Raw genomic sequence first — 14,632 nt, forward strand, 5'->3', positions numbered from 1 at the left:
TATTTTTTAAAAGGAGCAAGCCGGCGCTACTAAAGTAGGATTCTTACACATAACTATAGCAATATATGACTTTTTAGGGGGAATCGCAATAGTGAGAAAATCCGCAATCGTCCTGTTTGCTATGGTGTTAATTGTAAGTACTGGAATCTTTTCTGCTCCCGTATCGTATGCTGCTGAATATCCTTCCAGCAAGGTTGTCTATCTAACTTTTGATGATGGACCCAACCAGTATACGCCTAAAATTCTTGATATTTTAAAGACAAAAAAAGCTCATGCCACTTTTTTTATGATTGAAGGAAATATTAGACAGAATTCCAAAATTGTCAATCGCCTGATTAAAGAAGGCAATTATCCCGGACTGCACAGCGTGTCTCATAGTGTTGCGAAACTCTACCGCGGCAGCCCCAATAATGTCGCCATTGAAATGGAAAAAACAAGACAGACGCTATTAAGGGTGACTCATTTTAATAGCCATTTGACAAGAGTTCCATATGGAAGCAAGCCCTATATGTCAAAGCCGTTCCGGGATGCATTGGCCCAAAAGGGTTTTAAAATGTGGGATTGGAATATTGATACGCTAGATTGGAAGTATAATAGAACAAGTCCTGGCACCATCACATCAAGGGTGAAGTCAGGACTTGCCGGAAAAAATGGACCGATTGTGATCCTGTTCCACGATTCAAGAGGCACTGCGCAGCAGCTCCCGATCATTATCGATTATCTGCGGAAAAAAGGCTATACATTAGCGGTCTATAATCCGAAGTATCATATTGTGATAAATTTTTGGGGGGATCGTAGGTTTTAATTAAATAATTCCAAACGAAATAAAGACAAACCAAATAAATGGTTTGTCTTTTATTATTCATTAATTGCATTTTTAACAATTCACCTCAAAAAAATATGTTATAATTCCAACGGGATTATGTATTGATTATTCCTAGAATAATATATAGAAAAATTAGGAGGGAGACAACTTGTTATTTACCTCAACGGTATTTCTGTTCCTTTATTTACCGATTGTCCTAACACTTTATTATATCGTACCTAGAAAACTGAAAAACACACTGTTGCTTGTTGCCAGCTTGTTTTTTTATGCGTGGGGTGAACCTAAGTTTCTATTAATTCTAATCTTTTTCATTTTGATTAATTATATATTTGCCATTTTGGTGGATAAATATAGAGATCATACTGTAAGAGTTAAATGGTTGTTAGCGTTAACGGTTATTGTAAATCTTTCCATGTTAGGCATTTTTAAATATGCCAATTTTTTTGTTACGAATGTCAACTCTCTGTTTGGCAGTTCGATTGTATTAAATCATATCGCATTACCTTTAGGAATATCCTTTTTTACTTTTCAAGGATTAAGTTATGTGATTGACGTGTATCGTAAAGATGGGAAAGCTCAGCGGAACATAATCAATATGGCTATGTATAAAGCGCTGTTCCCTCAGCTTATCGCAGGTCCAATTGTCCGTTATCAAACGGTTGCAGACCAAATCACGGATCGAAAAGAAACGGTTGAGAAGTTTGCGGTCGGGACTAAACGATTTATTATTGGGCTAGCTAAAAAAATGATTTTAGCGAATAATTGCGGCTGGGTTGCAGATCAGATATTTTCAATGCCTGCAGATCATTTATCTGTTGGTCTTGCTTGGATTGGTGCTATTTGCTATTCATTGCAAATTTACTTCGACTTTTCAGGATACTCTGATATGGCCATCGGGTTAGGGAAAATGTTTGGCTTTGATTTCTTGGAGAACTTTAATTACCCTTATATCTCCCGATCTGCTACAGAGTTTTGGAGGAGATGGCATATTTCCTTAGGCACTTGGTTCAAGGATTATTTATATATTCCTCTAGGAGGGAATCGCGGCACCACCTTTCAGAGCTACCGCAATTTGTTTATTGTCTGGCTAGCCACTGGTTTCTGGCATGGTGCAGCATGGACGTTTATCGCTTGGGGCTTGTATTACGGAGTGTTGATCATGTTAGAAAAAGCCTTTTTGCTAAAAGTATTAAAACGGATTCCAAAAGTATTTCAGCATCTTTATGCGCTGTTTGCCGTCATCATTGGCTGGGTGTTTTTTCGTGCAGAAACCTTTGGATATGCCTTCGGTTATTTAAAGTCAATGTTTGGAGCAAATGGAAATTCTCTATGGGATCAGCAGGCTGTTTATTATTCTACCCAATATGGAATTATCATATTACTGGCCATTATTGTCTCCATTCCTGTTTTCAATTTAATAAGAAACTTCTTACCGAAAGGGCGAAATGCTGGAAATGTTTTCAGCCGAAATTTAATCGTTTCAGCAGGTTATGTACTCATTTTCTTCTTGTCGCTAGTTAGTGTGGTTTCATCTACATTTAATCCATTTATTTATTTCCGTTTCTAATAAAATTTGGAGGATATTATGAAAAAAACGAATGTGCAAGGAGTTATCTTAATTTCCGTTTTTCTTCTTACGATATTTGGGTTCTTTTTTACCAAATTGGTGACACCGTCAAAAGCGCAATCTGTTATAGAAAATAGAAAATTAACGCAAAGGCCTGATTTAACCGCTAAAAATATTCTAGTGGGGGATTACTCCAAGCGTTTTGAGCAATATTATAATGATCAGTTTCCAATGCGGGATTCATTTATTGAAGCAAACGCCGCGATTAATAAAGATGTTCTTAATCAAAATGTAGTAAAAGATGTTTTTGTTGCAAATGATGGCTATTTGCTATCACAAGTACCTGAAGTGACTCCGGAAAATGCAAAGAAAATTGCCGGACACATTAATGATTTTGTTAGTAATATGGCAAAAAGGAATGTTACAGTATTCACAGCCTTAATGCCAAATAAATCGACGATGATGGAAAAAGAATTTCCAAGTTATTTTCCAAGCTACGGTCAAAAAGACATGGATCTTATTTATAAAAACTTAAATAAGCTTGATCATCCAATTGATACTCGAAATACACTGAAAAAACATATGAATGAGAAATACATGTTTTTTTATACGGACCATCACTGGAATGCAAAGGCGGCATTTTATGCTTATCAAAATGTGATGAATGATATTATTAAAACTGAAAAAAGCCAGGATCATGTCTATAAATATAATGATTATTCCTGGAATTTAGAGGGGAAACCATTTTATGGTTCTGATGCTAGAAAAACAACCAGTGCGAATGCGGAAAAAGACGATCAAATTCTTGTTGCACAGCTTAGAGGTCAAAATAAGCCTTTAATTGTGAAATCGGAAACACGTAAGCTAAGTGGTTTATATAACCAGAATTATTTAAATTTCCCTGATAAATATACGAATCGTTATATGGCTTTTTTAGGCGGAGATTATCCGGAAACGACAATATACAATCCAAATATGCCGAAGGGTAAAAACATCTTAGTAATAAAAGACTCGTATGCAAATGCATTTGTACAATTCATTGTGCCACATTATAAAGAAACACATATATTAGACCTAAGGCATTACAAAAAGATGTCAGTTGAACAATATGTTGTGAAGAATAAGATCGACCAAGTAATCTTACTAAATAATATAAATTCGTTAGTTGTAACTCCAGCATTAACCAATTTTAACCACCCGGGACAGGGCGAAAATCAATAGGTCTAATATACAATACTGCTCTCAAACAAAAGACGTGTGAATTGGCACACGTCTTTTGTTTTTTAAATTTATATTCATTAAATACAATTTTAACCATCAACCTCAATGGTGTGCCTTCCTTATAGCCATATGATCAGCTTTACAAACGTACATCCAAGCATTTTACGAAAACCTTTCGTTACAGAGGGATTTAACTTGGCTACTAATTATTATTTCATTCTCAAGAAAAAAGGTATAGCTCCTCTAAAATATGAGGTATTTTACCTTTTTTTAGGGGACTTTTTCAGTGCCCTCTAATGGTAGCATGTCTTTTTATTTTACAAATTTTATCGAAAATTATCTTTTTATTAGAGACATAAATCGACGGATGATTCAGATAATTAATTATATAATTTTAAAAAACAGTTTCCTTAGAAATAGAAGGGATAGATTAAAGTAAGAGGGGGAGGGACCATGGCGAATGTAGAGATGCTCTTTCTGATCGGTGTATATCTTTTGGCTGGGATAGTTTTATCAAGATTTTCAATAAAAAATTGGTTTGCCAAATTTTTATTTATTTTATTTTGGTTGCCTAGTACAATCGTAACATTATTATATTTACAGTTCTGTTTAATTTTGCAAAAAGAATAATTTTATCACTCCATGTTTGGAAATAAATTTCTTACAGGATCAAAATGAGTCCTATCCATCTCATCATCCAAATCCGGAGAAATAACATGGAACTCTAAACAATCTTCACAAATGCCGTTTACTAGGTAGTTTGCTGTTTCTTCATTTCCACAATCTTGGCATTGCGGCATAATCTTCACCTCCATTCATATTTATACTTAGAGATAGTATATCCTCATAATCATATTTCATACCAAAATATGCTAACAATATTCAGCAGTAGTTTTGCTTCCTATTTCATGGTAAACAAAAGAGGATGACTCTTTGTGTGAGTCATCCTCTGTTCTATTAATGGTTCATATTTTGCCACTTTGTGTAGGGTATAATCTTTAATTCGGTATCGGCTGGTATACGGTAAAAGGTCTTAAAAGTATCATATTGGACACTTGGAATCATAGGTGTACTCATCTGCAAAAACTGCGGATAAGGTAATCTGGTTAAAATAACTTTCTTATGATTTTTTGCGACCTGTTGATGGATATAGTGAATTCTTTCATTATGAACCATTGAATTCATCGTGAAGACATAAATATAACAAACAGCTAAAAATAATGATGCAATGGCAAATAATTTATTTAGGGAACTGAGATTAAAATAATTCTTATTTTTAATATAAACCCCTATTTCAATTATAAACATGGTAAAAAAGGTATAGGATGCGATAAAACATCTCGGTCCAAAAGGCTGAGCAAAAATAAGTGGCCCGGCCAGTAGAACGGCTGAAAATAAGTAAAAGAGCATTTTGTGTTTAAAAGAATGAAGTTCTGTAAAGAACAGAACGGTTAATATGATGCCAGCAAAAAAGATGATAGTGAAGATAGCCTCCACACCATTAGGATAAATTTCAAAAAAATTGAGATGAAACGTATCTAATGCTAAAGGTCGATAAAAAGGGTATACCATAAAAATAAATAAAAGAATAAATTGCAGGGATTTCTTTAAGATCCCCATTGTTTCTTTATGCTTCACAAGTAGAATGACACAAAATATGGAAATAAAAATATTCAAGATGACATTATTAGAAAAAAGAAATGGATACATCTGGTGTGAATATACATCTGAAATCTTTTGAAACAGTCCTACATTTGCAGTCGTTGTATCAATGGATCTGTATTGATCATTGCCGCTAACAATTTTCGAGTAAGCACTGTTGCTAAACATTATCACGGCTCCGATTATAACAGAAATAAAATAAAGGAAATGTAATAAGAAGACTTTTCTGTATTTAATAAATGAAAAAATGATGATATATAAAGCCATAATGACCGTATAAATCGATACATGTTCAACAAATAGCACTGTTATGAATCCCAATGGAATTACTATCAGTGATTTCCATATTGGATATTTAGGTAATTCATCTTCGAAAATATTTTTAACAATTTCCAGATAAATTAGGACAAATACAATCGAAGTTATGTAATTTGAGAAGCCTGCCACCCATGCATACGTCTGGCTAATCATGTTCACTGGCACAGATAAAAACAAAAGAAAGCTAAAAAAATAATTGAATTTGGAATTTACTTTCGTTCGATTAGCTGTTAGAAAGACTAGAAGCGTTGAAAATAAAGCCATAATGAAGATTCTTTTCAAATAAACACGGGTTAAATATATTTCAGTCAAGTTCCCCATGTAGCGTCCATTATAATCTTTAAACCAATTCTTAATGCGATCGATTCCCTCATTTGTCCCCCACGTCCAATCATCATGTGTTAACGGGGTCCTATAGGCTAAGTAAAGGTAAAAAATAAATACAACGATAAAAAATAAAAAGATAAAGCCTCGCCCATTTTTATTGATTTTTGAGCTCATTCCTATTTGCACACTCCATTTCAGCGGAAAAAAACATCTCCTTTTTCCCTATAAATTTTAGAATAAAAACCGCTTAACTTGTTTAAGGGGTTTGCTCTCTATTTTTAAAGATAAACCATTTGCTAAAGACATAGTTTGCAACTAATACCACAACGTTTGACCATACTTTTGCCCAAGTGCCGTTCATACCAAATCCACTGACCAACGCAATCATCACACCCAAATCCATAAAAAAGGATAAAAGACGAAATCCAAAAAATGACCCCATTTCAATCAAGCGATCTTTTAAGGTTGGGGTATGGCTTTCAAAGACGAAGCGTTTATTTGTTACATAGGCAAATAATACTGCGGCAATCCATGCATATGTTGTAGCCAGTCGATAATCAGATTTAAATGGTACCGAAGAAACCCAATACACCACAATATTAACCAAAGTGGTAAAACCGCCCATTATTAAATACATCATGATTCTATATAGATCTTTTTTCATATGATCCCATTACACTTTCTTATTATTGTATTCTTCCACGAAATACAAAGGTCGATTCTTTGTTTCATTAAATACTCGCCCTAAATATTCACCGATAATCCCTAGGGAGATTAATTGAATCCCTCCAAGAAACAAAATGACTACCATTAATGAGGGGTAACCACTAACATCAGGGCCGAGAACAATGGTCTTAATGATAATATAAACTAGATAAATAAATGTACAAATTGACACGATAAAGCCCATTATTGTCGATAATCGTAAAGGAAAAGTGGTAAAAGAAGTGATTCCTTCCAATGCTAAATCAATAAGTCCTGAGTAATTCCATTTTGTTTCTCCTGCGGCCCGAGGAGCAGCCTCATATTGAATTTCCTTCTTTTTAAAACCAATCCAGCTGTACATTCCTTTTGTGTAGCGTTGGGATTCTCTAAATTGCTTTAATGCATCCACGCAGCGGCGATCTAATAAGCGATAATCTCCTACATCGGGTAAAATAGGAATGCGGGTAGTTTTCTGAAGAAGTTCATAATACTTTTTCGAAGTGAATTTTTTTAACCACTTTTCACCTTCTCGTTTTAACCGTTTCGCATATACATCCTCGAACCCACCTTCCCAATAACGGATCATTTCAGGAATTAGCTCTGGTGGGTGCTGAAGATCCGCATCAATAATGATTACTGCATCACCTTTGGCGTAATCAAATCCTGCAATCATGGCTGTTTCTTTTCCATAATTACGCGATAAATCGACATAGGATACTCGAAGGTCTTTTTCCCGAAGTGATTTGATAATATTAAGAGTATTATCCTTACTTCCATCGTTAATAAATAAAATTTCAAATTGGTAATTCGACAGATTGTCCATTATTTCACATACCCTAGTGTATAACTGAGCCAAAACGTCCTCCTCATTATACGCGGGTACTATTAAAGTAATTAACTTCATCCAGTTAAACCTCCAAAGTAGTTTACAATTAGCATATTCTACCATAATCAATTCGTTTAAACACTTCGAAACCAAATGTTTCATGTTATACCGGAATATGTTTTAAATAACCTTCTATATAATATACTAATGTAGGAACTATTTACTATACTTAAAATAAATATCAATGGAAATAATCCTATTTTTATGGAGTGAGATCAATTACTCCATTTTTTTGTCTTCAAAAATGGAGTTTTTATTGAGAATTTGCGCAAGGGAAGTACCTTGATAATGAAAGTGAAAAAGTGTATAGTTTTATTTGAGTTTTTTTGTCAATCCTTGTTATTTTTTATCGATTATTATTTAAATGTTTCTGTGAAATACGTCTGCTTAACTATTCAATTGCTAGTTCTATAAATACCCACGAAAAGGAGTCTGAGAAATGATTTATGCAGAGATACTTGCAGGTGGAAAAGGAACAAGAATGGGCAATATCAATATGCCTAAACAATTTTTAACCCTTAATAGTAAACCTATTATTATCCATACAATTGAAAAATTTATCCTTAATGACCGCTTTGAAAAAATTCTGGTGATTTCTCCGAAAGAATGGATTAATCATACAAAGGATATTATTAAAAAATATATCGGTAGCGATGAGAGAATTATTGTTGTGGAAGGTGGTAGGGACCGCAATGAATCTATCATGAGCGGCATTCGATATATCGACAAGACCCTTGGAATCAATGATGATGATATCATTGTTACACATGATTCTGTTCGACCGTTTTTAACACACAGAATCATTGAAGAAAACATTGAAGCAGCCCTTAAATACGGAGCAGTCGATACAGTAATTGAAGCGATTGATACCATTATTCAATCTGAAGATGGCGAGATCATTTCGGATATTCCGGTTAGGGATACGATGTATCAAGGACAAACTCCTCAAAGCTTTAATATTAATAAATTAGTTGGTTATTACAATGCATTAACGGATGATCAAAAGAAGATTTTAACGGACGCATGTAAAATTTGTGCGATTGCCGGCGACAAAGTGAAGATTGTGAAAGGTGAATTGTTTAATATTAAAGTCACGACACCATACGATTTAAAAGTAGCTAATGCCATTTTACAAGAGAGGATTCCAAGATGATTAATCAAGTGTATCGGTTAGTTTCTCCACGCCAATTTGAGATTACTTATAAAGATAAGTCTCTTCAATCAGATAATGTTGTAGTTCGTCCTACGTATCTATCTATTTGTGCAGCGGATCAACGTTATTATACAGGCTCACGCGGGAAAGAAACATTGGCTAAAAAGCTGCCAATGGCGCTAATTCATGAGGGAATTGGGAAAGTGGTATATGATCCTAAAAACGAATTTGCCCCCGGCACTCGTGTCGTAATGGTACCGAATACACCGACAGAAAATGATGATGTGATTGCAGAAAATTATTTGCGGTCAAGTAAATTCCGTTCAAGCGGTTACGACGGTTTTATGCAAGATTATGTTTTCTTAAAGAGAGATAGAATTGTTCCACTTCCGGAAGAAATTGATCCTACCGTGGCAGCATTTATGGAGTTAATTACCATTAGTATGCATGCACTAGTTCGTTTTGAAACAAGGGCTCATTCACGAAGGAATGTATTTGGGGTCTGGGGAGATGGGAATTTAGGCTATATCACAACCCTTATATTAAAGAAACGTTTTCCTGAAAGTAAGGTTATAATCTTTGGGAAAACCAAATATAAGATGGACCATTTTTCGTTTGTTGACGAATCCTACCTAATTGATGAAATCCCTGAAGAGTTACGGATTGACCATGGATTTGAATGCGTAGGCGGTAAAGGAAGCCAGAGTGCGATTAACCAAATGATTGATATTATTAATCCTGAAGGGTCCATTTCTATTTTAGGTGTTTCGGAATATGCCGTTGAAATTAACACCCGTATGATCCTTGAAAAAGGTTTAACCATGTTTGGTAGTAGCAGAAGTGGCCGGGCTGATTTTGTTAATACGGTTAATTTTATGACTGAACATCCAGAAGTGGTCGAATATTTTAGTATGCTAGTCGGTGAGGTTCACGAAGTAAAGTCGATTCAAGATTTAATTGATGCATTTGAAAAGGATTTAACGACTTCTTGGGGTAAAACCATAATGGAGTGGAAAATATAATCAAGGCTTTTTTTGTTGAAAGGTTGGCATGACATGTATGCATTAAAGATTCTTCCTACTATTGTGACGAAATATTTTATTAGGTCTGTTTTTTACTTGTCATGCCTAATTTTTAAAGTAAACCCTGAAAAGGTCACATTTGCTTCCTATCGGGCGACGAAAATCCAAGGGAATTTATATCATATCTACAAGGAATTACACGGGAAATTTCCAAATTGGACGTGTAATTTTCTTTTTAAAAAATATAATAGTTCATTATTTGGTAAGTTTGACTATTTGCTGCACATGGTTAAGGCGAGCTATCATTTGGCTACTTCCCGTTTTTTTATTATCGATGACTTTTATTTTCCTGTGTATGCGATTAAACCTCGAAAAGGAACCGATATTATTCAGCTTTGGCATGCAGCTGGAGCATTTAAAAAGTTTGGAATCAGCACGGTGGATAAACAATTCGGACCTAGTTCAGAATATCTGAAACATATTAAGGTCCATTCGAATTATACACGGGTATATGTAAGTTCTACAGAAGTGGTCCCTTTTTATGCAGAGGCATTTGATATGTCAGCTGATCGGATTTTTCCATTAGGGCTCCCGAGAACGGATTATTTTTTTAACGAGCCGGAGCATGAACAGTTAAAGGAATCAATTCGAAAGAAATTCCCCGGTATGAAGGATAAAAAAATCATCTTGTATGCCCCAACCTTTCGGGGGAAAGGCCATTATCAGCAATCTTTCCAATGCCCGATCAATTTCTCGGAGATGAGAAAGCACCTTGCTGAGGAGTATGTTTTACTCATCCACTTACACCCCTATATGGGTTCCGATTTAAATATTAATGAAGAAGATAAGGATTTTGTTTTTCATATAAAGGATACTTTTAACATAGAGCAGCTGTTAACTGTAGCGGATATCCTTGTTACGGATTTCTCATCCGTTATTTTTGATTATAGCTTGTTAGTTCGACCAATTGCCTTTATTGCGAATGATTTGGATGAGTATATAAAGGAACGCGATTTTTATTATCCTTTTTTATCCTTTATTCCTGGTCCTTTTTTTACGGAAACAGAATCCCTTGTTAACTGGATTGCCAATGAGGAATTTGATTTGGTGAAAATTAAACAATTTAGAGATCGCTTTTTTGACTGTATTGATGGCAAAGCGAGTCATCGAATTGTCAATCACCTGCTTGAAAAAGGCAGTAATCTTTAAACACTATTTTGAAAAGTTGGAGTAAATATGGCAGAAAATCAATCTCAACAAAGTGCAAATATACAATTAAATAAGGAGTCCGATTTACTTTACCGTTTATTTCGTAAAGTCGTTTTCCGAATCCTTTACTACCTATTCTGCTTACTTCCGTTAAATCCTAAAAAGGTTTTATTTGCTTCAGATAGTCGTACTGATATGAGTGGGAATTTTGATTTTGTTTATCGTGAATTAAAAAGGGAAAAGCCGGAATATCAGTATCGATTCTTGCTGAAGGCCAGTACAGGTGCTCCAAAAACCTACTGGGAATTATCCAGATTGGCCTACGATCTTGCGACAGCCAGGTTTATCGTGGTGGATGATTTTTATCCCATTGTTTATCCTCTAAAAATCAGGACTGGTGCCGATTTTATTCAATTATGGCATGCGGTTGGAGCATTTAAAACCTTTGGTTATAGTCGAGTTGGCCGGCCGGGTGGCCCGGATCCCCATTCCAAAAATCACCGAAACTATACAAAAGCGATTGTCAGTTCGAAAAACGTGGCCAAGCATTATGCCGAGGGATTTGGCATCAATGAGGATAAAGTGACCGCAACCGGTATTCCGAGGACGGATGTATTTTTTGACCAAGAATACCAAACAAATGTTAGAGAAGCGTTATACAGCAAGTACCCATTCTTACGTGAAAAGAAGGTCATTATTTTTGCACCCACATTTCGTGGGGATGGCCAACAAAGTGCCTATTACCCGCTAGAATATTTGGATTTGAAAAAACTTTACCATTCATTGCATGATGAATATGTATTTCTATTTAAAATGCACCCCTTTGTAAAGGAATATTGGGAAATTCCCAACGAATATAGTGACTTTTTTTATGATTTTTCAGGGTATCGTGAAATCAACGACTTATTATTTATTTCAGATATCTTAATCACCGATTACTCTTCTGTTTGTTTTGAGTATGCTTTATTAAATAAACCAATGATTTTTTATTCTCCAGATGTAGAGGAGTATATTGAAACAAGGGATTTTTATTATAATTACTATTCGTTTATTCCTGGACCGTTAGTAGGGACGATGGATGAATTAATAAAGATAATTCAATCCAGCCAGTTTGACATGGGTAAAATCCAATCTTTTGTGGAGTATTTTTTTGATCATACTGATGGGAAATCAAGCAAACGTGTTGTAGAGCAACTTTTTAAATGATTTTTACACATTTTTCTTAAAAAAGAGTGGATTTTTTTTAGGATATATTCTGAAAATATTTTGTGAAAATTATGCTAAGAATAAAAAAAAGTGGCTTTATTTAAATGGCGTTTTTTATAATAGAGGAGATTTTTTATGACCAAACTTGAGTATATCACCCGACCGGATCTAAAAGATGTTAAGGTAAGTGTTATTACACCTGTTTATAATGTAGAGGAATATATTAAAGAAACATTAGATTCTCTTGTAAATCAAACTTTAGATCAAGTAGAAATTATAATGGTGGATGATGGTTCTAGTGACCGAAGCCCAGAAATTATTGAGGAATATGCAAACAAGTACAATAATATTGTGTTAATTAAACAAGAAAATTCGGGGCCGGGTGAAGCTCGGAATAATGGACTTGAAGCTGCTCGTGGTGAATTTATTAGCTTTGTTGATTCAGATGATTTGCTTCCTCCTGACTCATTAGAAATAATGTATAACTCTGCTCTAAAGGAACAAGCGGATGTCATTATTGGTACTTCTATGAGTTTTAATAGTCGAGAAACTTGGTTCATTGCCAGTCATCTAAATAATGGTGTATACATTCGGGGGGAAAAGAATTTGGTTTTAAACCCCGAGTTATTATTTTCATTGGGACCTTGCAATAAGCTTTATAGCTCGAACATTACCAAGAGTTTACGATTTCCAAAAGGGATTCATGTTACAGAGGATCAGCCATTTGTTATTGAAGCATATTTAAAAGCTAAAAAGATTTACACCGTTGACAAAATTATATATAAATATCGGTCTAGAGAAACCGAAACGAATTTATCGCTATCCCAAATTGTACGAGTAAATTCGGTTAAAGTTTTGACGGATATTTTTGCAAGTCTGCGTCTATCTGATGTTTTATGGGAAAAATACATCCTAAATTCTGTCACCCGTACAGATTTAAAGAAAAGCTACTATCACCGAATAGTATCCGCTGATATATGGCCTGCAGTTCGAAGCGCGATTAGTAGCAAGGATAAAGATGTTCAAGTAAAAACTTTTAAGCTTGTCTTAGAATGGGTGAAGTCGTTAGATTCCAGGCTTTTTAACCAACTGCCGATATTGCATAGAATCATGACCTATGAAATTGCTGAAAGAATATTGCTCGTCACACCAGAAGCAAGAAAAATCTATGCAGAATGGTTAAAAGTAACGTTCCCATTATTAAATCCTGGTTCATTACATGCTTTAGAAATCTCTAAGAAAAAACCAGTCTTTTTAGCCGTTAAAAAAGCATGGAAGCGGAATAGTCTATTCCCGATTTTTTATTATCTGTCAAAGATAAGATTAAAGAAGTGGAAAACGAAGTTGAGAATGGCCTATGCTCGTCGAGTTGCTTTTTCATTTTTTAAATTACTCCCAGTTCAGAAGAAAATCACGATGGCGACAAATAAATTTCCAATGTTAACGGACTCGTTTAAAAATATCTATGATGAGCTTGTGGAAAAGCGCCCGGATTATGTGGTTAAAGGGCATCTTAAGAAAAAACGAAATATGAAGGAATTTATAAAGCTTTATTATGACATTGCTACATCAAAGTATTTAATTTTAGATGATTATTATCGTCCTTTATATAAGCTAAAGTTGCCTAAACGGACGGAAGTGATTCAAATATGGCATGCAGCCGGCGCTTTTAAGAAATTTGGGCACAGTGCAGTAGGGTATCAGGAAAGTAATACACGAGAGTTTGAGAAGAATGCTCATCAAAATTATTCGAAAGCTGTTGTTACAAGTAAGGAAATCATTCCACATTATTCTGAGGCATTTGATATGCCGCAGAAAAATATTTATCCTCTTGGGTTAGCAAGAACAGACGTCTTTTTTAATCAAGAGACAATTGAATATGTTCGGAATAGATATTTAAGCACATACCCAATGCTTAAAGGTAAAAAAGTAATCACCTATGCGCCAACATTCCGAGGCGGACCCGGACAACGAGCCAGTTTTAACATTAAGTTGAACTTAACCAAAATGGCAAAAGAACTGTCGGACGAGTATATACTGGTGCTGAAGCTGCACCCATCTGTTACGAAAAATGTTCAAATTCCAGAAGCTGCCAAGGATTTTGTATTAAATTTAAGCAGTAATGATATTAATAATGTATTGATGATTACAGATATTTTAATTAGTGATTATTCATCATTAGTATTTGAATTCTCTTTAATGGAAAAGCCAATGATTTTCTTCGCTTATGATTTGGAGGAGTATCTTGTGGATAGAGGATTTTATTATGAATACTCGGATTTTGTTCCAGGTCCAATTGTTAAGACGACTGCTGAAGTAATTGAACAAGTTAAAGCAAATCAATTTGATTTAAAACGAATTCGAAGTTTTAAAGAACGTTTCTTTGACCAACTGGATGGAAAATCGGCGGAACGATTTGTTGAAACCTTAATCGAACCATAAAAAAAGTTAATTCAGTCGTTTATTGCTTTGTTTTGTGACAATTTGCAGGAGGCAGGCTTTAAAAGTCTGCCTTTTTAGTTAACGAAAT

Annotated in this window: 13 protein-coding genes; 9 read left to right on the forward strand and 4 right to left on the reverse strand. The window is 34.7% G+C overall.

Annotated elements, in window-relative coordinates:
• Window positions 1–91 precede the first annotated feature (91 nt).
• The 4 genes from BIV60_RS04740 to BIV60_RS29470 all read left to right on the forward strand — a co-directional run bounded on the left by BIV60_RS04740 (window position 92) and on the right by BIV60_RS29470 (window position 4,244).
• Window positions 92–805 carry a polysaccharide deacetylase family protein gene (locus BIV60_RS04740; RefSeq protein ID WP_141770403.1) on the forward strand — a complete coding sequence of 238 codons (714 nt, stop codon included), beginning with the start codon at window positions 92–94 and terminating at the stop codon, window positions 803–805.
• Between the two features lie 169 nt (window positions 806–974).
• Window positions 975–2,393 (forward strand): MBOAT family O-acyltransferase, encoded by a 1,419-nt coding sequence (locus tag BIV60_RS04745; protein ID WP_071354576.1) that lies wholly within the window; start codon window positions 975–977, stop codon window positions 2,391–2,393.
• 18 nt (window positions 2,394–2,411) lie between these two features.
• The gene (locus BIV60_RS04750) at window positions 2,412–3,614 is read left to right on the forward strand and encodes a DHHW family protein (protein WP_071354577.1); all 1,203 of its coding nucleotides are present in this window, start codon (window positions 2,412–2,414) and stop codon (window positions 3,612–3,614) included.
• 453 nt (window positions 3,615–4,067) lie between these two features.
• On the forward strand, window positions 4,068–4,244 hold the full coding sequence (locus BIV60_RS29470; protein WP_177177215.1) for a hypothetical protein: 177 nt from the start codon (window positions 4,068–4,070) through the stop codon (window positions 4,242–4,244).
• Window positions 4,245–4,249: 5 nt separating this feature from the next.
• Here BIV60_RS29470 and BIV60_RS29475 read toward each other — a convergent pair whose 3' ends face one another.
• The 4 genes from BIV60_RS29475 to BIV60_RS04765 form a co-directional block, all read right to left on the reverse strand.
• Window positions 4,250–4,414, reverse strand: a complete 165-nt coding sequence (locus BIV60_RS29475) for a hypothetical protein (protein WP_177177216.1) — start codon at window positions 4,412–4,414, stop codon at window positions 4,250–4,252.
• Window positions 4,415–4,571: 157 nt separating this feature from the next.
• Window positions 4,572–6,095 (reverse strand): DUF6056 family protein, encoded by a 1,524-nt coding sequence (locus BIV60_RS04755; protein ID WP_071354578.1) that lies wholly within the window; start codon window positions 6,093–6,095, stop codon window positions 4,572–4,574.
• A gap of 82 nt (window positions 6,096–6,177) precedes the next feature.
• The gene (locus BIV60_RS04760) at window positions 6,178–6,585 is read right to left on the reverse strand and encodes a GtrA family protein (protein WP_071354579.1); all 408 of its coding nucleotides are present in this window, start codon (window positions 6,583–6,585) and stop codon (window positions 6,178–6,180) included.
• Between the two features lie 9 nt (window positions 6,586–6,594).
• A complete protein-coding gene (locus tag BIV60_RS04765; protein ID WP_071354580.1) occupies window positions 6,595–7,530 on the reverse strand; it encodes a glycosyltransferase family 2 protein in 936 nt (311 codons plus the stop codon).
• A gap of 421 nt (window positions 7,531–7,951) precedes the next feature.
• On the opposite strand from BIV60_RS04765, the gene BIV60_RS04770 reads away from it, so the two are divergent.
• The 5 genes from BIV60_RS04770 to BIV60_RS04790 all read left to right on the forward strand — a co-directional run bounded on the left by BIV60_RS04770 (window position 7,952) and on the right by BIV60_RS04790 (window position 14,544).
• The gene (locus BIV60_RS04770) at window positions 7,952–8,665 is read left to right on the forward strand and encodes an IspD/TarI family cytidylyltransferase (RefSeq protein WP_071354581.1); all 714 of its coding nucleotides are present in this window, start codon (window positions 7,952–7,954) and stop codon (window positions 8,663–8,665) included.
• Window positions 8,662–9,687, forward strand: a complete 1,026-nt coding sequence (locus BIV60_RS04775) for a ribitol-5-phosphate dehydrogenase (RefSeq protein ID WP_071354582.1) — start codon at window positions 8,662–8,664, stop codon at window positions 9,685–9,687. Before BIV60_RS04770 ends, BIV60_RS04775 begins: the two co-directional genes overlap by 4 nt.
• 33 nt (window positions 9,688–9,720) lie before the next feature.
• A complete protein-coding gene (locus tag BIV60_RS04780; RefSeq protein WP_071354583.1) occupies window positions 9,721–10,896 on the forward strand; it encodes a CDP-glycerol glycerophosphotransferase family protein in 1,176 nt (391 codons plus the stop codon).
• A 27-nt stretch (window positions 10,897–10,923) separates the two neighbouring features.
• Complete coding sequence (locus tag BIV60_RS04785) at window positions 10,924–12,102, forward strand: CDP-glycerol glycerophosphotransferase family protein (RefSeq protein ID WP_083402100.1); 1,179 nt, start codon at window positions 10,924–10,926, stop codon at window positions 12,100–12,102.
• Between the two features lie 135 nt (window positions 12,103–12,237).
• Complete coding sequence (locus BIV60_RS04790) at window positions 12,238–14,544, forward strand: bifunctional glycosyltransferase/CDP-glycerol:glycerophosphate glycerophosphotransferase (RefSeq protein ID WP_071354584.1); 2,307 nt, start codon at window positions 12,238–12,240, stop codon at window positions 14,542–14,544.
• Window positions 14,545–14,632 lie beyond the last annotated feature (88 nt).

It is taken from the genome of Bacillus sp. MUM 116 (assembly GCF_001866655.1).
GTDB lineage: Bacteria > Bacillota > Bacilli > Bacillales > Cytobacillaceae > Neobacillus.